The following is a 24813-nucleotide window of genomic DNA, read 5'->3' on the forward strand; positions in this document are numbered from 1 at the left end:
AGATAATTTATTGAAAAAAGATGTTTACAAACAGTGTAAATGGTAGTAATATATCAAAAACGATAAATGACTTGAGAAAAATACAAAAATAACAATATTTACTTGAGAAACAAAAGCTAAAAGCAAAATATCGTTGCGAATGACAAAAACATGGAAAGGACGGAACAGGACATGATTGAGAATAAGAGAGCGGAGAATACCGGATTATACGACCCAAGCTTTGAGCACGATAACTGTGGTATCGGTGCCGTTGTCAATATCAAGGGTATAAAGACACATGACACAGTGAACAATGCACTCAAGATTGTTGAGAATCTTGAGCACAGAGCAGGAAAGGACGCAGAGGGCAAGACCGGAGACGGTGTAGGCATACTCCTTCAGATATCACATAAGTTCTTCACCAAGGCTTTAGCAGAGCTTGGATATGACCTTGGAAAGGAAGGCGATTATGGAATAGGAATGTTCTTCTTTCCACAGAAGGAGCTGGCGCGCAAGCAGGCTATGAAAATGTTTGAGGTCATAGTGGAGAAGGAAGGCCTCGAGTTCATTTGCTGGAGAGAGGTTCCTACAACACCTGGAATCCTTGGCAAGAAGGCAATAGATGTCATGCCATGCATCATGCAGGCATTCATCAGAAGACCTGAGACAGTGAAGGCCGGTATGGACTTCGACAGAAAGCTCTACTTCGTCAGACGAATATTTGAGGAGAGCAATGATGACACGTATGTTCCATCACTTTCCAGCAAGACTATAGTATATAAAGGAATGTTCCTTGTCGGTGAACTCAGGAAGTTCTACAACGACCTTCAGGATCCAGACTATGAGTCAGCTATAGGACTTGTTCATTCAAGATTTTCAACGAATACAACACCATCATGGCTCAGAGCTCATCCATACAGATATCTGTGCCACAATGGTGAGATCAATACAATAAGAGGAAATGAGGACAAGATGATCGCCCGTGAGGAGACTATGGAGTCGACCATCATGCAGGATGAGATGTACAAGGTCATGCCTGTTCTTGATCCTGATGGTTCGGATTCAGCAAGACTTGACAACTGTCTTGAGTTCCTTGTACTCAACGGAATACCGCTTCCTATGGCAGTCATGATCACGATCCCTGAGCCATGGGAGAACGATAGAGCCATGAGTCAGGAGAAGAAGGATTTCTACCAGTATTACGCAACCATGATGGAGCCTTGGGATGGTCCTGCTTCTATATTATTCACAGACGGTGAGCTCATGGGAGCAGTTCTTGATAGAAACGGACTGAGACCATCGAGATACTATATCACAGATGATGATTACCTTGTACTTTCGTCTGAGGTCGGAGTCCTGGACGTTGATCCATCCAAGATCGTGAAGAAAGACCGACTCAGACCTGGCAAGATGCTTCTGGTAGATACAGTGAACGGACGTCTTATCTCAGATGAGGAGATCAAGGAGAAATACGCGCTTGCAAAGCCTTACGGAGAGTGGGTAGACAGCAATCTTGTACATCTCGCTGATCTGAAGATTCCGAATATCAGAGTTCAGGAGTATACAGACGAGGAGAGAGCAAGACTTCAGAAGGCATTTGGATATACCTACGAGGATTTCAAGAATACCATATATCCAATGGCAGAGAAAGGTGCAGAGGCAATCAGTGCCATGGGTACTGATACACCACTTGCAGTTCTCTCGAACAGCCACAAGCCACTGTTCAACTTCTTCAAGCAGTTATTTGCACAGGTTACAAACCCACCTATCGATGCGATCAGAGAGGAAGTTGTAACATCCACATCGGTATATCTCGGAAAGGACGGTAACATCCTCGAGGAGAAGCCGGAGAACTGTCATGTGCTGAAGATCAACCATCCAATACTGACAAATACGGATCTTTTGAAGATCAAGAATATGAATGTACCGGGACTTAAGGTTGCGACACTTCCGATTCTTTATTATAAGAACACATCCATGGAGAAGGCTCTCGACAGACTGTTTATAGAGGCCGACAAGCTCTACAGGGACGGTGTAAATATCCTCATCCTCTCAGACAGAGGTGTGGATGAGAACCATGTTGCAATACCATCACTCCTTGCAGTATCAGCTATGCAGAAGCACCTGGTAAGAACCAAGAAGAGAACAGCGGTTGCGATCATCCTTGAGAGTGCTGATCCAAGAAATGTTCACCACTTTGCAACACTTCTCGGATATGGTGCATGTGCAGTCAATCCATATCTGGCAATAGAGACGATCAAGCAGATGGTAGATTCGCATCTGCTGAACAAGGATTTCAATGCGGCTGTCGATGATTACAACAGTGCAATATGCCACGGAATAGTAAAGATCGCATCCAAGATGGGTGTATCAACGATCCAGTCATACATGGGATCACAGATATTTGAGTGTATCGGTCTTTCAAAGGACGTTGTGGACAGATACTTTACAAATACAGTAAGCCGTGTTGGCGGTTCTGGTATAAAGGAGCTTGAGAAGACAGTTGATGATCTTCACTCATCAGCATTTGATCCGCTTGGACTTAACACAAACCTTGCCCTTACAAGCATCGGTGCACACAAGTTCAGAAGCGGCAAGGAGGAGCACCTGTACAATCCTGTTACTATACATCTTCTTCAGGAGTCTACAAGGCGCGGCGATTACAAGCTGTTCAAGCAGTACACAGCAGCGCTCCACGATGAGCAGAAGCCATTCCACCTGAGAGGTCTCATGGACTTCAAGTTCGCTGACAAGCCGGTTCCACTCGATGAGGTCGAGCCTGCAAGCGAGATTGTGAAGAGATTCAAGACTGGTGCCATGAGTTACGGAAGTATATCACAGGAGGCACATGAGTGTATGGCAATCGCCATGAATGAGTTGGGCGGCAAGTCCAATTCAGGAGAGGGCGGTGAGTCGATAGAGAGACTTACGATCGGCAAGGATGGCAAGAACAGATGCTCAGCCATCAAGCAGGTTGCATCTGGAAGATTTGGTGTCACATCGAGATATCTTGTGAGTGCCAAGGAGATACAGATCAAGATGGCACAGGGAGCAAAGCCTGGTGAGGGTGGACATCTTCCTGGCGGAAAGGTATATCCATGGATCGCAAAGACAAGACTTTCAACACCGGGGGTAAGCCTTATCTCTCCACCACCACATCACGATATATATTCGATAGAGGATCTTGCACAGCTCATCTACGACTGCAAGAATGCAAACCGTAATGCGAGAATATCAGTAAAGCTTGTGTCTGAGGCTGGCGTTGGTACAGTAGCTGCCGGTGTTGCAAAGGCCGGAGCACAGGTCATCCTGATCTCAGGTTACGACGGAGGAACAGGTGCAGCACCTAACAACTCCATCCATTACGCAGGACTCCCTTGGGAGCTTGGACTTGCAGAGACACATCAGACACTTATCATGAATGATCTCAGAAATAAGGTCATCCTTGAGGCAGACGGTAAGCTGATGACAGGCCGTGACGTTGCGATAGCTGCAATGCTCGGAGCTGAGGAATTTGGATTTGCAACAGCACCGCTTGTAACAATGGGTTGTGTCATGATGAGGGTATGTAACCTTGACACATGTCCTGTCGGAATAGCAACTCAGAACCCAGAACTCAGAAAGAGATTCAGAGGTAAGCCTGAGTACGTGAAGAACTTCATGCTGTTCATAGCAGAGGAGCTTCGAGAGTACATGAGCAAGCTCGGCGTCAGAACAGTCGATGAGCTGGTTGGACGTTCAGATCTCCTCATGAGCAGCGACAGAGCAGATGAGAGAAATGTCATCCTTGATAAGATAATTAACAATCCTTATATAGATATGCCACAGAACAAGGTAAAGTATCACGAGAAGAATGTCTATGACTTCCAGCTTGAGAAGACAGTAGATATGAGAATTCTCATGAAGAAGCTTGGACCTGCACTTGAGAAGGGACAGAAGAAGAGCGTTGAGCTTGATGTGGTCAACACAGACAGATCTGTTGGAACGATATTCGGTTCAGAGATCACAAAGAAGTACGGCGAGTCACTTGATGAGGACACATACATCGTCAAATGCAACGGCGCCGGCGGACAGAGCTTTGGAGCATTTATTCCAAAGGGACTTACACTTGAACTGGTGGGCGACAGCAACGATTACTTCGGCAAGGGTCTGTCAGGTGGTAAGCTGATAGTTTATCCGCCTCGTTCAGTTAAGTACAAGCATGAGGATAACATCATCATAGGAAACGTTGCACTGTACGGTGCCACAAGTGGTAAGGCATTCATCAACGGTGTTGCCGGCGAGAGATTTGCAGTTCGTAACTCTGGTGCCACGGCGGTCGTTGAGGGTGTTGGCGATCACGGATGTGAGTACATGACAGGTGGTAAAGTAGTAGTTCTTGGAACAACAGGCAAGAACTTTGCAGCCGGAATGAGCGGTGGTATCGCATATGTACTTGATATGGGCAACGATCTGTACAAGAGACTTAACAAAGAGATGATATCCATAGAGGCTGTGACAGACAAGTACGAGGTGAGCGAGCTGAAGCAGCTCATCATGGATCATGTAAATTATACAAATTCAGAGATAGGCAAGAGGATTCTTGAGGACTTTGAGGGATATCTTCCAAAGTTCAAGAAGATCATACCAAAGGATTACAAGAAGATGATGAATATGATAGTTGCATTTGAGGAGAAGGGCCTGAGCCGCGAGAAGGCAGCTATCGAAGCATTCTACAAGGTTAAGAACGGAGGTAAGTAGGAATGGGAAAACCAACTGGATTTTTAGAATATGAGAGAAAGACAAGCGCAGAGCTTGCTCCTAAGGACAGAATCAAGAATTTCAATGAATTCCACACTCCGCTTAGCCGTGATGAGCAGAGAAAGCAGGCTGCAAGATGTATGGACTGTGGCGTTCCATTCTGCCAGGCAGGTATGAACATATGCGGAATGACATCGGGCTGTCCGCTGAACAACCTGATCCCAGAGTGGAATGATATGCTCTATAACGACAATCTTGAGCAGGCATTTGCAAGACTCAGCAAGACCAACTGTTTCCCTGAGTTTACAAGCCGTGTGTGCCCGGCTCTCTGTGAGAAGGCATGTACCTGTAACTTAAACGGTGATCCAGTGTCGGTCCGTGAGAACGAGAGAGCCATCATAGAGTATGCATTTGCAAATGACCTTGTAAATGATAAACAGCCAAAGGTTCACTCAGGCAAGAAGGTGGCAGTCATAGGTTCAGGTCCTTCGGGACTGGCCGTGGCAGACCAGCTGATCGGCAGAGGCCACGACGTGACTGTGTATGAGAGAAGTGACAGACCGGGTGGACTTCTCATGTATGGTATCCCAAACATGAAACTTGAGAAGCAGATCATAGACAGAAGAATAGATGTCATGAAGAAGAGAGGAATAAAGTTCGTACTGAACACAGAGGTTGCAACCGGAAAGGCATCTGCGAAGGCTGTGTGTCCGAAGGATGATCAGATGACAGGTTATCTTAAGAACAAGAACCTCAAGTATGTGAAGGCTGAGGATCTGCTCAAGGAATACGACGCAGTTGTGCTTGCCTGTGGTGCAGCCAATCCAAGAGATATAAAAGCACCTGGAAGGGATGCAAAGGAAATCTATTTCGCTGTTGATTTCCTCAAGACTACGACAATGAGCCTTGTAAATTCGGGCTTTGCTGACAAGCAGTTCGTGAACTGTAAAGGCAAGAATGTTCTCGTCATCGGTGGTGGTGATACAGGAAATGACTGTGTGGGAACAGCAGTCCGTGAGGGCGCTGTCAGCGTTACACAGCTTGAGATGATGCCAAAGGCACCTGATACAAGAACACCAGACAATCCATGGCCAGAATGGCCGAAGATCTGCAAGACAGACTACGGTCAGCAGGAGGCAATAGCAGTATACGGACATGATCCTAGAATATATGAGACTACAGTCAAGGAATTCATCAAGGACAAGGACGGAAATGTCAAGGCAGCCAAGTGTGTGAAGCTCGATTGGAAGAAGAATCCTGAGACAGGAAGAATGACTATGACAGAGATAGAGGGAAGCGAGTATATCGTTGACTGTGATGTGGTACTCATCGCAGCCGGATTCCTCGGATGTCAGACATATGTGGCAGAGAGCTTTGGCGTGGAACTCAACGAGAGAACAAATGTCAAGACTCCATGTCCAAACTCATATACAACAAATGTTCCAAAGGTATTCGTAGCCGGAGACATGCACAGAGGCCAGTCACTGGTCGTATGGGCCATCCGCGAAGGCCGCGAGGCCGCCATGGCAGTAGAAGAGCTGCTGCTCGGATACACGAATCTACAGTAAAGGATAGACGTATTTGGTTCGTTCACTGAGTGAATTATAAAAAATATCCCTAATACCACAGATATTGAGGTGTTAGGGATATTTTATTCTTTAAAGCAGGTGGTTTACCGGCAGGTACATAGGAAGTCCATCCTTGTACTGAAGGGAAACCTCGCCGATTATAAGAGGTCTGAGATATGCTTCCATCTCAGGTGTGACGTCATTCTTCTCAGGTGTGATCCACTCAAGCGGAATTGTCTTAGCCTGGTTGGCGATGAGAGATACATTCTCAGGTTCAATGATCCACTGGTATGGATCGTTAGAAACTCGCTTGATCGTGGACATAACAGCAGTCATTCCCTCGGCGGCGTATTTTACAGCAGCCTGGCCAAGTGCAAATGACTCGTTGATATCTGTCCTTGAGGAAATATGCGCTGCACATCTCTGGAGGACATTGAGCTCGATGGAACGAACCTTTATATCCATTCTGTCCTTAACAAGACTCTCGAGAGCCTTGCCGGTTCCGCTGAGCTGGGCATGTCCGAACTTGTCTGCCACAGCAGAAGTTGCGCTGATGTAGTTGCCATCCTTATCATGTATACCCTCAGATACGGCCACGATGACACATCTTGAAGTCTTTAATACATTTTTGATGTCCTCTATAAACTGATCCTCATCGAAGTCTACCTCAGGAAGATATATGAGATGAGGAGCAGGACTGTAGTCATTTCTTGCCAGACAGGATGCTGCGGTGAGCCAGCCTGCATCACGGCCCATGATCTCCACGATGACAACACTTGGTATCTGGTAGATGTAAGTGTCGTGGGCAATCTCCAGCATGGTGGATGCAACATACTTGGCTGCAGAGCCAAATCCCGGAGTGTGGTCGGTATGGCACAGGTCATTGTCAATGGTCTTAGGGATGCCGACGATCTTCACATCCGATCCGATCTTCTTTGCATATTTGCTGAGTTTATCCACTGTATCCATAGAGTCGTTGCCGCCGATATAGAAGAATGCGGCAACCTGATATTCCTCAAATCTGTCAAATATTATCTCATAAGGTTTTGAGTCAACCTCAAAATCAGGAAGCTTGTATCTGCATGAGCCAAGGTACATTGCAGGGGAGAGCTCCAGAGTATTTACCAGAGGAAATTTTGAGAGGGCCATGAGGGACAGATCTATGAAATTATTGTCCAGCACTCCCTGGATCCCGTGAATTGCACCGTAAACTCTGGTGAATTTGTTGCTTTTCTTAACCCCGTCTATGACACCTGCCAGCGAAGCATTTATCGCTACGGTAGGACCTCCTGACTGAGCTACTATACAGTTATCTTTCATTTTGTAAATCTCCTTTGAAAGGTTTTATTTTATTCTGGACTGCGCAGGAGTATGGTTATCTTTTTGCGGCCATAAACCATAAGTGCGTCCTTGATTATATCTTTGTTGGCATCGGTTGTGTGTATCTCAACAGTGTCCAGAAGCTTTTCGACATATGAGCACCAGAGGTCATAGATGATCTTCTGGTTCTTCTCACTGACAGGCGGAAGTGCAGCCTTTGCCTTTTCCAGATCGCAGTCAGCATCTGTCATGTAAATGAATGAATCAGGTGTGAGTGCTTCCTCACCGTATGCTGCGACAAATATCTCTTCTGTCCTGACAAATCCACAGTCATACATCTCAACTATGAGATCGTGGATACATTCATCGATATTATCGAAATAGTGGTAGTAACGGAGCAGATGAGCCTGATTCTCGTCCTCGATGTCATCACGGTTTATCCAGTACCCCTTGCTCTGGCTCTGTTCCTCCCTGATAGCCTCTTCCTGCATGAGATCGAGATCTCTCAGTGCCTCCTCGCGCTTATCGGCAAGCTTTCTTCTGACATACACCACAGTCATGACTATGAGTGCAAGCAGAAATACTCCGAGCAATACGCCGAATAACATTTGTAAGCTGGTTTTATCCATTTGGTGAACACCTGCCTTTCATGTTTGGAAATAATTATAAATTCCCATAAGTATCTATATTCTAACACAGGTAAGATTGGTATTTCAAGAAGGCATATAATGTCAATTATAGTGGTTAAAGTTCACGTGAAAAATTCTTGCAAGAGATGTAAAGGTAAGGTATAATGTGCTCATAGCTGAGATGTATTAAGTCTCTTGTGATTTTGAACCTACATTTGAATAAACGGGATTCCTATATCATTGTTATTGAAGTCAAGCCTCGTTATATAAGTTCTAGTGGAAGGCAGATATACAATTGCGGTTGCCCACCTAGCGCTGCTAGGACTCAAAAGCAAGGGCGCATTTCAGTTTATTACACAAGATGAAGAAGCAGCATGTATATGCTGCTTTTTCTCTGTATGTGGATATATTTGCGGAGAAATGGAGACAGGGGAATGCGAATAGATCAGAGAAAGAAATGGTATCAGAAGATCAAATACAATAAGAATTTTAAGATAGTGAGTTTCATAACTATAATTCTGGTATGTGTTGTCGGATATATGATGATAACAGGTAAAAACAGAGTAGGCGAAGAGACTGATGATAACAACGATGGCAATTCAGTGGAGACCATAGTTATAGAAGCTCCGGATGATCCGGTGGGAGATCTGAAGCAATATGTTGAAGCCGACACGGACAGTACAGAGATCGCGGAGTATGACTACACAATTCAGGGAGCAGGAACTGTGGCTTCAAAGAAGAAAGAGGATAAAGGCAGCAGATCTTCCGGTACCGACAGAACCAGCGGGGGCAGCGGCTATGGCGGATCGTCAGTCGTTATATCCGGTATGGAGAACAGTGTCAGGGTCATCCTGACAAATGGCGGAGATTATTATCAGAGCTATGTGGAATTTACCTGCAGTACAGGATTTAACGTGACGAGCGATGGCAAGAAGAAAACCTACAAGGCGGATGAATTTGTATCACTTGGCAGCGACAACAAGGCCTCATCCATCATAGTTGAGCCTGAGAGTTCGGATGGAATGATAACAGTATCGAGTCTCAGCAAATCAAGCGGCACCCCGAGGTATCACGGAGCCCTTGAGATAACAAAGGATTCGTCGGGATACATGATCATCAATCAGGTAGATATAGAACAGTATCTGTATGGGGTAGTGTCAAGTGAGGTTTCATCGAGCTACAGCCCGGAGGCGCTCAAGGCTATGGCAATCTGCGCCAGAGGATTTGCATATAGAAAGCTTGGAAGTAACTACAGGGGATACAATGCAGACCTTGATGACACAACATCGTGCCAGGTCTACAATAACTTCCCTGAGACGGGAAATTCCATAGATGCAGTCCAGTCCACATCCGGAATTGTACCTACATATAATGGAGAGATCATAAATGCTGTATATTTCTCAACATCGTGCGGAACGACTACCACGAGTGACCAGGTGTGGGGCGGAAGCATGCCATATACCTGTACACGTATTCAGAATACGGCGTTGGACATCCCATATTTCAGCGATGAAGCGGCATTCAGGGATTTCATGGATGGCAAGACGGACACAGATGTGGTTGAGAGAAATCTTCCTATGTACAGGTGGACGGTTACATACACAGAAGATGAGATGAGAAATGCGGTTGAGACCGGCCTTTCAAGATGCTCGGATGTGTCTGCGACATCGGTTGGCAAGATCAAGTCAATAATGGTGACGGGAAGAGATGACAGTGGACTTGTGAAGGAAGTTACGATAACAGGCGACAAGGGAAGCGTGGTAGTCAGCGGCCAGAGCAATATCCGAGTTCTGTTCGCCACGGATGGCAAGGCTATAACAGAGCAGGATGGATCAGAGCTCACGGGCTGGACAGGCGTTCCAAGTAATTTCTACTATGTAAAGAAGGATAATGACACAGGACTCTACACACTTAAGGGCGGCGGATACGGACATGGAGTCGGAATGAGTCAGAATGGTGCAAATGAACTGGCAAAGCTGGGATATACTGCAGCACAGATAATCAGCCATTATTACAATGGAGCAGTTCTCAGTTCAGTTGAGAAGTAACGGAGATAATCACTAATTATGAAATTGAAGAAGCGCATAGTGCTCATATACCATAAAGTCAGATTGTTTATGGCAGAGATGAATAAGGATCAGGTGGCGGCATTTGCGGCACAGTCTGCTTTTTTCCTGCTGCTGTCACTGTTTCCACTGGCGATGACGCTGCTTACATTTGTCAAATATCTGCCATTCACTGAGACACAGATACTTGAGATAATCAGAGATCTGTTTCCTGAGGAGATAAATTCTAATTTTGAATTTATGTTTGCAGAGATTTTCAACAGCAAGAGCTCACTGCTTGCCACCACAGCAACCATATTGCTCACAGTGTGGTCGGCGTCCAAGGGAACAATGGCTATAGGCCGCGGACTCACTTTCATGGCAGGCAAGGAGGACAGCGTCAATTATTTCCTCAGAAGAGCGATACACACTCTGTATACATTGATATTCTGTGTGATGCTGGTGGCGGTTATGGTCATATATATCCTCGGCGATGTAGTTGTGTCAAAAATGCTGGTGCGGCTGGATTCGGTGGAGAGATTCCAACTGGTGGATACCGTTGCGAATATCCTGTCGATCGTCAAGATAGCATTTGCCCCTACGGTGTTGTTTGGAGTTATGATAGTGGCATACTGGGCATTGCCTGTTGAGCGTGTGAGGATCAAGACCGCTGTGCCGGGAGCTGCATTTACGACCATACTCTGGATGCTTTTGTCATTTGGCGTATCAAGCTATATCAATATAGTGGGAATCAACACATATATGTATGGAAGCCTTGCAAGTGTGATATTGCTTGCGCTGTGGCTTTACATGTGTATGTACGTCATGCTGATAGGCGCGGAGATCAACAAATTCATGGATAATGGAATCCGGGGAATAAGAAGGCGTGCGCACAAGGCTGGGCGTAAGAAGAGACGACTTGAGAGGAAGAAAAAGCGTGCGGAGAAGAGGCGGATGCGAAAAAATCGACATTTAAATATGGACGAAGAAGTTGATGTAGAAGTAGATAAATGAAATAAAAGTAGAGTGTATTCAAGTTAAAGAATACTGCGATTGAGACGCATAGTGGTTCATATAAAAATACAAGTAGTAAGCGGGTAAAGAAAACAATTTCTATAAATGTAAGATATTACAGTGCATATTATAAAATAAAAGCCTCCTATTCTGGTGGGGTGGCAATTGATATTTTGGTAACTAAGGGGGCAGTCACAGCAAGTCTGGCAACAGGGTATACATTGTCTACGCTTCTTTCAGATATAATAAGTAACTATGGAAGTACTGATATTAGGTCTCCTGGTATTGAAAACTGGGGATATAGATTTAAATATGTAACAAATAGCAGTAAAGATGGATTTGATATTTATTTACTTACGTATAATAGTAAAGGAAGACTTGCAGATACAAAGAAAATAAAGAGTGAAAGATATAAAGCAATTTTGATATAAAAAGGAGAAAATATATGAGAGAAAAAAAAGCTATACTTCTGTTAGTACTTAGTGCATGTTTGTTTGCAATCGATTTTATCTTAAAAGGAGATTTTGGTAAGGTGATGTTTTATATAATCTTATTGATAGGCTGGATATTACTTTTGGCATCAATTGCTTTACAAATAAAGAAAAAGAAACGGGAAGATGATTAAATAGGAGTATGGTACTCGTAAGGTTTATTTTCACAATCAAGTTATATAATATTTCTGAAAATTGAATTGTTGTTGATCATGACAGTATGACAAAAAAGATGTTGACTAACACCCACATGTAGGTATATTATCTCTACAGGCAGTGACGATGCAAAAGATACGTATGTCGCCATCAGAGAGACTAGGTCAGCGGCTGAAAGCCCGGTCAGGTAAGAGTGCGTATTTAATTTCACATCAGAGCCACCACGGCTGAAGGATTGAAGATATCTGTTTTATCAGATGACAGATGTTGGTCTGTGTAGGGTGTGGCGTGTGACGTGCGACAAACGTCTAATGAGAGTCAGACATATGGCACAGTATATAGAGGTATATATGACAGTGTATAATGAATGTCTGGAATCAGGGTGGTAACGCGGATATAATTCGTCCCTAGTATGTATAACATGCTAGGGACTTTTGCGTTTACAGGGTGACAAGCGGCTGCGATGCGCGAGCTTGCTCGCATGCATCAGCAGACATTTGTCACCCGCGCGCGACATGAAACACGGAGCCCGGGAGGGCGGAGTGTGAATGCCGTGCAGGGATTGAGAGAGCGCGCAGCGCGGAGCAATCCCGGTAAACGCCAAAAAGAGGAATGAGCGCATAGCCCGATAGGGCGGAGCGCAAATTACTGTAGGAATTGCGGAAGCCGTAGGCGAGCAATTCCGTGACTTATATATGGATGTAATTAATATAGGATCCACATTGAAATCCCTATAAATAGAAAAAGGAGAAACACGATGAGAGACAAGTTGGAGGCCATAAAGGCAGAGGCTCTTGCCAAGATCGAGAGCGCAGAGGTTGTATCGACACTTAACGATGTGAAGGTGGCGATACTCGGTAAGAAGGGAGAACTCACACAGGTTCTCAAAAGCATGAAGGATGTAGCACCGGAGGACAGACCAAAGGTAGGTCAGATGGTAAATGAGGCACGTCAGGCCATCGAGACAGCCCTTGACGAGAAGACAAAGGCCATCAACAGAGCACTCCGTGCAGAGAAGATGAAGAGAGAGACAATAGATGTAACTCTTCCAGGAGTGAAGAAGCTTACAGGACACAGACATCCAAACCAGATAGCACTTGAAGATCTGGAGAGAGTATTCATCGGTATGGGTTACGAGATAGTTGAGGGACCAGAGGTAGAGTACGACAAGTACAACTTCGAACTGCTGAACATCCCTGCAAATCACCCTGCAAAGGATGAGCAGGATACATTCTATGTTACAAAGGATATCCTCCTTCGTACACAGACATCACCTGTTCAGGCAAGAATCATGGAGAAGGGCAATCTTCCTATAAGAATCCTCTCACCTGGACGAGTATTCAGAGCTGATGAGGTAGATGCAACACATTCACCATCATTCCATCAGGTAGAGGGACTTGTGATAGACAAGGGAATCACCATGGCAGACCTCAAGGGAACACTGGCGCAGTGGGCAAAGGAGTTCTTCGGTGAGAACACAAAGGTCAAGTTCAGACCTCACCACTTCCCATTCACAGAGCCTTCAGCAGAGTGTGATATCACATGCTTCAAGTGCGGTGGCAAGGGATGCCGAGTATGTAAGGGCAGTGGCTGGATAGAGATTCTTGGATGCGGTATGGTTCATCCAAAGGTTCTCCGCGACTGTGGAATAGATCCTGATGTATACTCAGGCTTTGCATTTGGAATCGGACTTGAGAGGGTAACACTTCTCAAGTATGAGATAGATGACATGAGACTGCTCTACGAGAACGATATGAGATTCTTAGACCAGTTTTAGAGATGGACGCATTCAACAGAATATTGACATTGGAATAGATTTATAAAGGAGATTTGTAAGATGAATACACCTATATCATGGATAAAGGCATATGTTCCTGATCTGGACGTGACAGCTCAGGAGTTTGTAGATGCCATGACTCTCTCAGGATCACATGTAGAGGGTTACGAACAGAAGGATAAGAATCTTGACAAGATCGTTGTTGGCAAGATTCTCACTATGGAGAAATATCCGGATGCGGACAAGCTTGTAGTATGTCAGGTAGATGTTGGACAGGCGGAGCCTCTCCAGATAGTGACCGGAGCAAAGAATGTAAAGGTTGATGATCTCATCCCACTTGTACTTGACGGTGGTAAGGTTGCGGCAGCACACGGCGACAACAATGAGTACCCTGACGGAATCAAGATCAAGAAAGGTAAGCTCAGAGGAGTTGAGTCAAATGGTATGATGTGCGGTATAGAGGAGCTTGGTTCATCACGAGACTTCTATCCGGAAGCACCGGAGGATGGCGTGTATGTATTCCCGGTGGAGTCAGGTGTGAAGCCAGGCGATGACGCTGTGAAGGCACTTGGACTTGACGATGTTGTTGTCGAATACGAGATCACATCCAACAGAGTTGATTGTTTCTCAATGATCGGTATGGCAAGAGAGGCAGCAGCTACATTTGACAAGCCATTTTACCCACCAGTGGTAACAAAGACAGGAAATGATGAGGACGTCAATGACTATATATCAGTAGAGGTAAAGGATCCTGACCTCTGCCCTAGATACACAGCAAGGGTTGTCAAGAACCTGAAGATCGGACCTTCACCAAAGTGGATGCAGCAGAGACTTGCTTCACAGGGAATCCGTTCGATCAACAACCTTGTCGATATAACAAACTACGTTATGGAAGAGTATGGACAGCCAATGCACGCATATGATCTCAGCACCATAGCTGGCAACAAGATCGTAGTACGCCGTGCAAATGACGGAGATACATTTGTAACACTTGATGGACAGGAGAGAAAGCTTGACCATGATGTTCTGATGATCTGTGACGGCGAGAAGGAGATCGGTATCGCCGGAATCATGGGTGGCGAGAATTCCATGGTAACAGACAGCATCGATACACTGCTCTTTGAGGCAGCTTGCTTTGATGGAACAAATATCAGACTTTCATCCAGAAGGATCGGTCTTGCAACTGATGCGGCCGCCAAGTTCACAAAGGGACTTGATCCAAATCTTGCTATGGAGGCAATAGACAGAGCATGTCAGCTCATCGAGGAGATGGGCGCAGGTGAGGTAGTCGGCGGAGCTGTTGACGTATATCCAAATCCTGTACAGGACAAGAAGCTTCCATTTGAGCCGGACAAGATGAATGCGCTTCTCGGAACAGATGTCGAGCCTGAGAAGATGCTGTACTACTTCGGCAGACTTGGACTCACATACGATGCAGAGACAAACACTCTGGATGTGCCAAGCTTCAGACAGGATCTGAACTGTATGGCAGATCTGGCAGAGGAGGTTGCAAGATTCTACGGATATGACAACATCCCTGTATCACTTCCAAGAGGTGAGGCTACAGTTGGTAAGCTCCCATACGACCAGATGATCAATGCCATCGCAAGGGATGTCCTTGAGGCAAATGGTTTCTCTGGCGGTATGTGCTACTCATTCGAGAGCCCTAAGGTATTTGACAAGCTGCTTCTGCCTGCTGACAGCGAGTTTAGAAAGACCGTTACAATAGCAAATCCTCTCGGTGAGGACTTCAGTATCATGAGAACTGTATCACTGAACGGTGTTCTCACATCACTGGCAACAAATTATAATAGAAAGAACAAGATCGCAAGACTTTATGAGTTCGGAAATGTATACCTTCCAAAGTCACTTCCACTCACAGAGCTTCCAGAGGAGAGAATGAAGCTGACTATCGGTATGTATGGTCAGGGAGATTTCTTTGATCTCAAGGGAGTTCTCGAGGAGCTTACAGACAAGGTTGGTCTCAAGGGACAGGTGACATACGAGCCTGAGTCAGAGTACACATTCCTTCATCCGGGCCGTCAGGCAAAGCTCAAGAAGGGCAACCTGACAATTGGATTTATCGGACAGGTACATCCTGAGGTATGTGACAACTACAACCTTAAGGGTGAGGTATATGTGGCAGTCATCGATATGCCTACACTGGTTATGCTTTCAAACTTCGATACCAAGTACGAGGGAATCGCAAAGTTCCCTGGAAGTACAAGAGATCTGAGTCTTGTTGTGGACAAGGAAATATTTGTCGGACAGATAGAGGAAGTCATAAAGAAATGTGGCGGCAAGCTGCTTGAGAGCTACAAGCTCTTTGATGTATACGAGGGCGAGCAGATCGCAAAGGGCAAGAAGTCAGTGGCTTACACAATGACATTCCGTGCTAAGGATAGAACACTTGAGACGTCAGAGGTCGATGGAATCATTGCCAAGATTCTCAAGGAGCTTGGAAAGCTCGGAATCGAGATCAGAGCGTAATGGGCGCTATCCTTGAAATATTTGTGATAGTAGTATAATATGTAACTGTTTGGCGCGGAGATATTGTATATATCCAGCGTCAGACAGTTATTTTTGTGTGAATAAATATGTGAGGAATTACGATATGATGAAATTAACAGACTTTTACTATGATCTGCCACAGGAGCTTATAGCACAGGACCCACTCCTCAAGAGAAGTGAGTCACGTCTCATGGTCCTGGACAGAAAAGATAATACGATAGAGCACAAGCACTTTTATGATGTGATAGACTACCTGAATCCGGGAGACTGTCTGGTCATCAACGATACAAGGGTTCTTCCGGCGAGACTTATGGGCGTCAAGGAGGATACGGGAGCATCCATAGAGGTTCTTCTTCTGAAGAGAAAGGACGACTGTACATGGGAGACTCTGGTAAAACCGGGCAAAAAGTGTAAGGTGGGTGCTCGTATAGTATTTGGTTCAGAGTCAAATGAACCTGACCCTGAGACAGGACTTATAAAGGGCAAACTTGTGGGAGAGGTTGTCGATATAGTTGAGGAGGGCAACAGACTCATCAGATTTGAGTTCGATGGAATATTCGAGGAGATCCTTGACGAGCTGGGACAGATGCCGCTCCCTCCATATATCACACATAAGCTTGAGGACAAGAACAGATATCAGACTGTGTACGCAGAGCACGACGGTTCTGCGGCAGCACCGACTGCAGGACTTCACTTTACAACAGAGCTGCTTGACCAGATCAAAGCGAAGGGAATCAAGATAGCGCATGTGACACTTCACGTCGGACTTGGAACGTTCAGACCAGTGAAGGAAGAGAACATACTAGATCACCACATGCATTCTGAGTTCTGTATCATAGAGCAGGATGCTGCTGATATGATCAACGAGACAAAGGCTGCAGGCGGAAGAGTTGTGTCCGTAGGAACGACAAGTACCAGAACTCTTGAGTCCATGTCGGACGACGATGGAACAGTTCATGCAGGCAGCAAATGGACGGATATTTTCATTTATCCGGGATACAAGTTCAAGGTTATTGACGCACTCATCACGAATTTCCATCTGCCTGAGTCAACGCTTCTTATGCTTGTTTCTGCGCTGTACGACAGAGAGCATATACTTGAGGCGTACAAGGTGGCGGTTGAGGAGAAGTACAGATTCTTCTCATTTGGCGATGCTATGCTGATAAAATAGCAGAAGAATCAGGACGATTAGAATAAAGGCATGATGTAATAGGGGTGCTGATAATTTATGTACTCTGGATGGGACTTATATCCGGAGAGGAGACAGATATATGGGAAAGAAGATATGCGTGGTATTCCCGGGAATCGGATATCACACTGATAAACCGTTACTTTACTACAGTAAAAAATATATGATAGCACATGGATATGATATTGTTGATGTGACATACGGCAAGCTTTCGGGACATCTCCCGGAGGAGATACAGAAGGTATTTGATGATGGCTGGAATAAAGCGGTAGATTGTCTGAAGAATGTGGATTTCTCGGATGCTGAGGATATAGTATTTCTATCAAAGAGTATAGGTACGGCTATATCTGCAAGATATGTGGCGGAGAAAGGACTTAAAGTAAGAAATATATATTTCACACCACTTGAGATTACCATGCAATATGCCAATTCAAATGGCATAGCTTTTCACGGAACGGCGGATCCACTAGTGAATACGGGTGAGCTGACAAGACTTTGTGAGGCTAAGAACATCCCGCTGTATAAATACGAGGGCGGAAATCATTCAATAGAGACAAAGGATATTCTATGGAACATAAGAACGCAGGAAGACATAGCGGAAAAATATATAGATTATTTGAACTTCTAGGACATACAGAGGGGCAGTTATATATTGCGGAGATAGCAGTGCTCATAACACTGCTTATTGGCACGGCGGTATATATACTGCTCCTTCGTGTCCTGCCGGATACCTCATGGCTTGAGGGGTGCCAGATACGCCGGTTTACAGGAGTGATATGTCCTGCATGCGGTACGACAAGGGCTGTACTCGCCATGCTCCACGGACATCTGCTGACGGCTTTGTATTACCATGTGGCGACTGTGTATCTGGCGTGCATCTGTATCATTTATCTGGTAGGCAATACGATCAGGCTTGCCACGAATGGCAGGGCACCGCTTGTGAGATTCCGGCTGTGGTATGTGTATGTGTGGCTTGGGATATTTGTGGTGTCTTATGTGGTGAAGCTGGTGGTGCCGGGATATGTCATATAATGAGCGCAAGTTGAGTAGGCGTGCGCATGTCATCGCGCTTATGCACGGCGACATATGATATAAGGAGTGGATTTTATGAGACTTATGATAAAACAACGGGTATTTGCCTGGACAGATACCTACGATATATATGATGAATGTGGAAACAAAAAGTATTTTGTGAAGTCGGAGGCGTTTCGGCTGACGCATCAGGTTCACGTATATGACATTGCGGGAAATGAGATAGGTCTTATCAGTCAGAGATTATTCACGTTCCTGCTTACATTTGACATCAGTGTGGGTGGCAGACCGTGTGGAAGTATTAGGAAGGAATTTACATTCTTAAAGCCATCGTACAGTATTGAGTATGGAGGATGGCAGTGTGATGGAGATTTCCTTTCGTGGAATTACAGTGTCACAGCTGGAAGCAGGCTGGTGGCAAATATAGCAAAGCAGCTTCTCAGCTGGGGAGATACATACACACTTGATATCTCAGATCCGGGTGATGAGATCATGGCACTTATGCTGGTGATAGCTATTGATGCGGCCAATTGTTCGCAGAATAATAATTAATTTTTAAACAGGTATTAAGAACTCCTTCATCAGAATCCATTGATAAGAAGAAAAAGATGCTTGAGGCAAGAAAGCGTATTGAAAATAAATGAGTTATTTGACAACAGAAGAATTTGAAAGTATTTTGGATATTGTGACGATATTTCCAGTTACCTCAGTAGAATTAGGAGATATTTCACAGTATTCTTTTGATTGTGGAGATGCAGAAGAGTATGTCACATTTTTGATTAATAAGATTGTTTAGAAAGCGTTTAGAAAGTATCCTCTTGATGTTTAGTCGGATGTATGATAGCAGTGCGCTGGATCATCCTTGGAATCTGTAATTGAATATGTTTGCAAAAAGGCTTTTCGGTTTATTCGTAACCGGAAAGCCTTTTTTTGTCCAAAATCGGCACTATAATGTCGTTTCGTGCATTCAGCATTGAAGAGGTAATATAACAAAGTGTATAATAATAATGGGGTGAGCATATGGACCAAAGAAGTAAGCTTAATATAGCGGTATGCGATGATGATATATTTGTAACTGAACAGCTGAGTGAATGGATAAAGGAATATTTTGTTTCCAATCATTTGGAAGAACCCAACATATATGAGTTTGACAATGGCGAGGATCTGATAAAAAGCGAAGTGAAATATGATTTTGTATTCTTGGATATAGTAATTCCGGGAATGAATGGGATAAATATAGGCAGACGGCTATTGGCGCAGAATGAGGAGTGTCTGATATATATAATAACGGCATACGACAGCTATCTTGATGCTGCTATGAGCTTGAGGGTGTTCAGGTATATTTCAAAGCCGCTTGACAAATCCCGTATATACCGAAATATACAGGATGGACTTAAGATATACACAACATCAAATACTAAGATATTGATTGAGACAAAGAATGAAAATATAATCCTCAGAGCTCCGGAGATTATTTACCTGGAGGCACAGGGACATACGCTATTTGTGAACACCAGTGAGGGAAAATACATCTCTGTGAGAAAGATGGATTACTGGGAGAAGACATTGGATACAAGGGGGTTTTTTAGAACACACAGAAGTTTTATTGTGAATATGGAACATGTAGTAAGGTTTGATCATTCATTGGTGTATCTGGATACTGGGGTAACAGCCTATCTAACGAAACGCTATTATCAAAATTTTAAGCATGCATTTATGATGTATTTGGAGGGGGCAAGGACATGCCAATGGCTATGATTTATGGAATCGTTTTTCTGATAGAAGCGTTGATAGCATTTCAATACTTCGAGTGGATGTTTGTAAAACCAAGATATACGGTGATAAAGAGATTTGTTTTGGTGTTGGCGTGTTATGTTGTTTTATTTGGTTTGTTTGAACTAAATATATTGATATTTAATTTTATTTCATTTCCAGTATTCAACTGGATAATAATAAAATTCGTATATGGACAAAAAACTTTAAGCTCAGTTTTTCACAGTGTGGCAATGTCAGTAATTATGACATTGTCAGAGATGGTGGTTGTGGCGGTATTTTCTGGAATCAGTCAAAAAGCCTGGGATCCATCTGGTGGTGTTTTGACGGTATTATTTTTTGCAATGTTAAGTAAGTTTGTGTATTTCCTTGTGATGTTTGCAATCAGCCGATACGGGATGAGACACAGGGTGGATGTACATATGGGAGCACAGGGTTGGGTAATTCTTGTCATACCAGTGTGCGTGATAGTTGTTGTGTGTCTGCTTAATTACATGTGTTACTTTTCTGACATCAGCAAAATGCAGGAATCCATAGTGTTGTATTGTTCAATAATCTGTCTGGTAATAATTATTATTTCATTTGTGATCTACGGATATCTGCAGAGTGCCTACAAGGAGAATTTGGATAAGACATTGCAGACCCAGAGAGAAAAATATGACATTGAGTATTATAAAAAAATGATCAGTCAGGACGAAGAGCAGAAAATAATGATACATGACATAAAAAAGCATATCAGCGGGATACATGATCTGCTCGAACATCATGATTACGATAAGGCGGTCGAATATATTGAAAGGATATATGAATCCGGCGAGTTGAAAGAAAAGATAAGGTTTTCGGATGATCATATGGTAAATGTTATTCTTAATCGATATGTCGGCAGGTTCATTGATGCGGGAATTCATTATGATTTTGATGTGAGAAGGGCACGTATGGATTACATGCAGGTAGATGACTTAACTGTCCTTCTGTGTAATATGCTGGACAATGCCAGTGAGGCAATGAGTGAAATAGACAGTGCCAGTGTGGAACTTAGAATGAATTCACAGGGGAACGGTGATGGAACGATCATAGCAATGACAAATGATTGTACACACGGCTCTGATTCACGAAAGTCCAGTAAGCCGGATCAAAAATTCCATGGATTTGGAATAAAGAGTATGAAAAGGGTTGCGGAAAAGTATGGTGGCGGTGTCGATGCATACTACTCAGAGGATGATCAAAGATTCCATACGGTCATATATCTGTCAAATTCTGCCAGGTAAGACTGCCTGATATTTTTGTAAAATAAAACGGAGGTGTACGGTGAACAAGAAAAAAATAATGTGTGCAGCACTTATTTCTGTTATGGCATTAAGTCTTGCTGCGTGTGGAAATAAAAAAGTTGATTATGGAATGAAAGGGGGAAGTGATGAAGCAGATAATGCGGGAGGACTTGATGGACAGCTTGACATACCCGATAACTGCGATGTTACTTTTGACATAGGAGAATCAAAACTCTCATCGATAACATTGAAGGATGATGATATAGAGGTTCCAGATGCTGATAGAGTATATAAAGTTGGGTTTGACACGGTAAATGCACCATGTTCAGATGATGAACTTAAAACTATAATATCCAAACTTTTTGACGAGACATCAGAAATAAGGTGGCAGGATGGCGATGCTGCTGAGTCAAAGGAAATCCTGGATAACACGATAGCTTCATATAAGGCGGACATAGAAAAGGCTTTGGCGAGTGATGATCCTGGTTATGCAGAGCTTTTAGAGGAAGGTATGAAAAGATGGGTAGACGAGAGAAATAGCATTGATGATGAGTTACCAATAGCTACAGAATATAAGATTAATGAGCATTATGTTGCGGAAGCCGGTGGGGTACAGAGAATATTTATGGCGGCATCGGATAATGAAGATGGAGATGGATATAACAATTACTATTTTACGTATGGTATGACACCTGAGGGTGAGGATAAGGCACTTGTATCAGAGGTTCCAGGAACTGAAAGTACGTATGAGATCAATGTTGTCGGTGAAGACACATATGATGGGGATGAGAAGAACCCAATCACAGAAGATGAAGGACTCAGTTCTGCAATGAAGTTACTAGACAATCTGGGGATAAGCGGATTTGCCTGCACAGGGACAGAAGAGGCGGTGAGAGCCTGGACAGGCGGTACTTATGGTGAAGATGTCATAAAAAAGCCTGATGGATACAGATTCCAGTTCGGACGGAAGATAGATGGGATAGATGTGGTATACGTGGCAGATATCGACACCGTGGATAGTATTGATACCGATAACCTTACCTATAAAGGTGGAGTTGACAAGGCGGTAATAAGTGTTGATAAGTTTGGGGTTGTCTCATCGACGGTGTATGTATATGCCGACGAGGATACGTTTGATAAAGAGGAGGTCAAGCTTTTAAGCTGGAATGAGATGATTAAAGCTGCGGGCGAGAGTATAGCCAAATATTATAAGGATCACCCGACAAATTATGGAACGGTGGAATTTAATGATGTGGAACTTGCCTATGTACCATGTGCTGATGAGTCGGGAAATAAGTATTTTGTTCCGACATGGATATTTTCTCAGAATGAATATAATGAAGACTACCGATGCGATATGCCATTGCAGAGGGTATATATAAATGCGATAGATGGAAACTACATAGATATAGTGGATAACATGAAGAAGATAGGAATGTATGAGGAGACAGGCAGGAAATAGTCATGAATAAGATACCAAAGTATGTTGTTATCATAGCCTGCATATTGGTAATGGTGGTGTTGCTGCCATTAGGTTATGTTAGATATAAGACGCGTTACGAAGCTGAGCAGATAAGTGTGTCAACGTCTCCAGATGGTGATTATGAACTTGTGATCTATTCTGTTGGTGACCCGGATTTTCCATTTGGAGCTGCCCATGGAAGACTGGTGCTGAAGGGCAAGGAGAAGACGGTTGCATATAGGTCATTTGAAGTGGCAAATGATGGTGCAAGATTTGACGAAAGCGATCTAAAGACGACATGGTATATTGATCGTGTGGAGGTGGTAGTGTCTGGTTCTGAACAGCGTGACGAGCTTGTGACCATGCGTTTTAATGGGCAGACCAGCAGTAGACGTCTCACGACCAGATATAGAAGAGAAGATACGGATATAGAAAAAGACAGCGAACAAGACTCTGCGATAACGGAAAAAGCTTCGGGTGACAGCAGGGAGAATGCAGAGAGCTCCACTGATTCCTCTGTTGATCCTGATGTAAATGATCAGCCAGAAAATAAGGAAATTACAGTCGGGTATCAGGCGATCTTTGAGAAATATTCAGATGCCACAGCTGGAAAATTCGAAGTATATTACGGCGCCTCGGAGTCATCATCAAGATGTATATTGTCTGAAAGTGATACTACAGTGGAATACATTGTATATGATGGCAAGTCAGAAAATGAGAAGTGCGGTCTGTATGTAAGGTATCGTACTGAAAAAGGCGGTGATGGAACATATGATTATGGCAGCGCCGAAATAGAAGATATCTATGCATATGTATTTTCCAGTGGAGAAGTGATAAGCAGTGGAAAGACAAACTGGGAAGATACTGGAACTGATGAGTTTGAGAGGGCAACGGAGTAAGCTGTTGTGAATAGTCCATGAACTGTGGTAAAATGAATTATAAAATAAGACTATTTAAATCATGAATTATATATATAATAAAAAGTATAAAGGCGGTGATTGTATGACAACAGTGAGCACGAAAAGTGGGAAGATAATAAATGTAGTATCAAGAGAAGAAGAAAGTAAAACGTTAACGTTATCTGATCGGGAGATGGATGCCAGAGCTGTTGAGGCGGTTAAAGCTGCAATAAATAAAGCCAGAGTATGTAAAAAACCAATAGCGGGATATGATAAAGAGAATAAAAAAGCATATATTGAATATGCAAATGGAGATATAAAATATGCAAAATAGAAAACCGATGGTTCTTGTATTTGCTGGTCCAAATGGTTCTGGTAAAAGTACAATCACGTCTTTTTTTGATAAAGTCGGAAGATATACAAATGCAGACGATATAGTTATGTCGACAGGAATGACAAACATTGATGCTGCAATTCTTGTGGATAAAATGAGATATGAATCCATAGAGGAAAACGAAGATTTTACATTCGAAACTGTTTTATCGTCAGAATATAAAATGGATATACTTAGGAAGGCTAAGGAGGAGGGATATTTTATTAAGTGTGTATTTGTGTTGACAATTGATCCTGCAATAAATATCCTGCGAATAGAGTCAAGGGTAGCATCTGGTGGGCATGATGTGGAACACACAAAGGTTATAGATAGATATTATAAGTCATTAGGGCATATAAAAGAGCTGATAGATATATGTGATATTTTACATGTTTATGATAACACAGAGAGTCCGAAGAGAATTATTCGTAAACATAAAGATGATTTGTCTATATATCCAAATGAATATTGGACAGATCAGGATATCATTAAATTATTAGGATAAAAAATAACATTAACAAAGTCGCCATTGTTATCTACGATGCTATGCATCCTACGATAACAGTGGCGACTTTTATTATAAAGAG

At 43.6% G+C, this 24813-nt stretch carries 20 protein-coding genes; 18 read left to right on the forward strand and 2 right to left on the reverse strand.

Features of this window, described 5'->3' with window-relative positions; genetic code table 11:
• Positions 1 to 171: 171 nt before the first annotated feature.
• Positions 172 to 4719, forward strand: coding sequence for a glutamate synthase large subunit (gene gltB / locus DW159_RS00780; RefSeq protein ID WP_117548613.1), 4548 nt, complete (start codon positions 172 to 174; stop codon positions 4717 to 4719).
• 2 nt (positions 4720 to 4721) lie between these two features.
• Positions 4722 to 6287 carry a glutamate synthase subunit beta gene (locus tag DW159_RS00785; RefSeq protein WP_117548614.1) on the forward strand — a complete coding sequence of 522 codons (1566 nt, stop codon included), beginning with the start codon at positions 4722 to 4724 and terminating at the stop codon, positions 6285 to 6287.
• A gap of 90 nt (positions 6288 to 6377) precedes the next feature.
• On the opposite strand, the gene DW159_RS00790 is transcribed toward DW159_RS00785, so the two are convergent.
• Positions 6378 to 7607 (reverse strand): 6-phosphofructokinase, encoded by a 1230-nt coding sequence (locus DW159_RS00790; RefSeq protein WP_055223744.1) that lies wholly within the window; start codon positions 7605 to 7607, stop codon positions 6378 to 6380.
• Positions 7608 to 7636: 29 nt separating this feature from the next.
• Entirely contained in the window at positions 7637 to 8236 is a 600-nt protein-coding gene (locus DW159_RS00795; RefSeq protein ID WP_133300860.1) for a hypothetical protein, read from the reverse strand.
• A 434-nt stretch (positions 8237 to 8670) separates the two neighbouring features.
• On the opposite strand from DW159_RS00795, the gene DW159_RS00800 reads away from it, so the two are divergent.
• The 16 genes from DW159_RS00800 (at position 8671) to DW159_RS00870 (ending at position 24731) form a co-directional block, all read left to right on the forward strand.
• The gene (locus tag DW159_RS00800; RefSeq protein WP_242992587.1) at positions 8671 to 10284 is read left to right on the forward strand and encodes a SpoIID/LytB domain-containing protein; all 1614 of its coding nucleotides are present in this window, start codon (positions 8671 to 8673) and stop codon (positions 10282 to 10284) included.
• 18 nt (positions 10285 to 10302) lie between these two features.
• The gene (locus tag DW159_RS00805; RefSeq protein ID WP_117548616.1) at positions 10303 to 11295 is read left to right on the forward strand and encodes a YihY/virulence factor BrkB family protein; all 993 of its coding nucleotides are present in this window, start codon (positions 10303 to 10305) and stop codon (positions 11293 to 11295) included.
• A 158-nt stretch (positions 11296 to 11453) separates the two neighbouring features.
• Entirely contained in the window at positions 11454 to 11726 is a 273-nt protein-coding gene (locus DW159_RS13575; protein ID WP_133300861.1) for a hypothetical protein, read from the forward strand.
• Between the two features lie 14 nt (positions 11727 to 11740).
• Positions 11741 to 11920, forward strand: a complete 180-nt coding sequence (locus tag DW159_RS00810; protein WP_015533216.1) for a hypothetical protein — start codon at positions 11741 to 11743, stop codon at positions 11918 to 11920.
• Positions 11921 to 12699: 779 nt separating this feature from the next.
• A complete protein-coding gene (gene pheS / locus DW159_RS00815) occupies positions 12700 to 13719 on the forward strand; it encodes a phenylalanine--tRNA ligase subunit alpha (protein WP_117548617.1) in 1020 nt (339 codons plus the stop codon).
• A 60-nt stretch (positions 13720 to 13779) separates the two neighbouring features.
• A complete protein-coding gene (pheT, locus tag DW159_RS00820) occupies positions 13780 to 16209 on the forward strand; it encodes a phenylalanine--tRNA ligase subunit beta (RefSeq protein ID WP_117548618.1) in 2430 nt (809 codons plus the stop codon).
• A gap of 127 nt (positions 16210 to 16336) precedes the next feature.
• On the forward strand, positions 16337 to 17401 hold the full coding sequence (gene queA / locus DW159_RS00825; protein ID WP_055223842.1) for a tRNA preQ1(34) S-adenosylmethionine ribosyltransferase-isomerase QueA: 1065 nt from the start codon (positions 16337 to 16339) through the stop codon (positions 17399 to 17401).
• 100 nt (positions 17402 to 17501) lie between these two features.
• Complete coding sequence (locus DW159_RS00830) at positions 17502 to 18047, forward strand: alpha/beta hydrolase (RefSeq protein ID WP_055279827.1); 546 nt, start codon at positions 17502 to 17504, stop codon at positions 18045 to 18047.
• Positions 17987 to 18451, forward strand: coding sequence for a DUF2752 domain-containing protein (locus tag DW159_RS00835; RefSeq protein WP_022215824.1), 465 nt, complete (start codon positions 17987 to 17989; stop codon positions 18449 to 18451). Before DW159_RS00830 ends, DW159_RS00835 begins: the two co-directional genes overlap by 61 nt.
• A gap of 75 nt (positions 18452 to 18526) precedes the next feature.
• Positions 18527 to 19003: an LURP-one-related/scramblase family protein gene (locus DW159_RS00840; protein ID WP_117548619.1), complete on the forward strand. Its 477-nt coding sequence runs from the start codon at positions 18527 to 18529 to the stop codon at positions 19001 to 19003.
• Between the two features lie 468 nt (positions 19004 to 19471).
• Complete coding sequence (locus tag DW159_RS00845; RefSeq protein ID WP_117548620.1) at positions 19472 to 20209, forward strand: LytR/AlgR family response regulator transcription factor; 738 nt, start codon at positions 19472 to 19474, stop codon at positions 20207 to 20209.
• Positions 20210 to 20646: 437 nt separating this feature from the next.
• A complete protein-coding gene (locus DW159_RS00850) occupies positions 20647 to 21492 on the forward strand; it encodes a GHKL domain-containing protein (protein ID WP_158547557.1) in 846 nt (281 codons plus the stop codon).
• A gap of 40 nt (positions 21493 to 21532) precedes the next feature.
• Positions 21533 to 22954 carry a hypothetical protein gene (locus DW159_RS00855; RefSeq protein ID WP_117548622.1) on the forward strand — a complete coding sequence of 474 codons (1422 nt, stop codon included), beginning with the start codon at positions 21533 to 21535 and terminating at the stop codon, positions 22952 to 22954.
• 2 nt (positions 22955 to 22956) lie between these two features.
• Positions 22957 to 23853 (forward strand): hypothetical protein, encoded by an 897-nt coding sequence (locus tag DW159_RS00860; RefSeq protein ID WP_117548623.1) that lies wholly within the window; start codon positions 22957 to 22959, stop codon positions 23851 to 23853.
• Positions 23854 to 23956: 103 nt separating this feature from the next.
• Positions 23957 to 24187 carry a hypothetical protein gene (locus tag DW159_RS00865; protein ID WP_070098449.1) on the forward strand — a complete coding sequence of 77 codons (231 nt, stop codon included), beginning with the start codon at positions 23957 to 23959 and terminating at the stop codon, positions 24185 to 24187.
• A complete protein-coding gene (locus tag DW159_RS00870) occupies positions 24177 to 24731 on the forward strand; it encodes a zeta toxin family protein (protein WP_015533210.1) in 555 nt (184 codons plus the stop codon). The genes DW159_RS00865 and DW159_RS00870 overlap by 11 nt, the downstream gene beginning before the upstream one ends.
• Positions 24732 to 24813 lie beyond the last annotated feature (82 nt).

The sequence above is a fragment of the Coprococcus sp. AM14-16 genome (assembly GCF_003434675.1).
Lineage (GTDB): Bacteria > Bacillota > Clostridia > Lachnospirales > Lachnospiraceae > Coprococcus > Coprococcus aceti.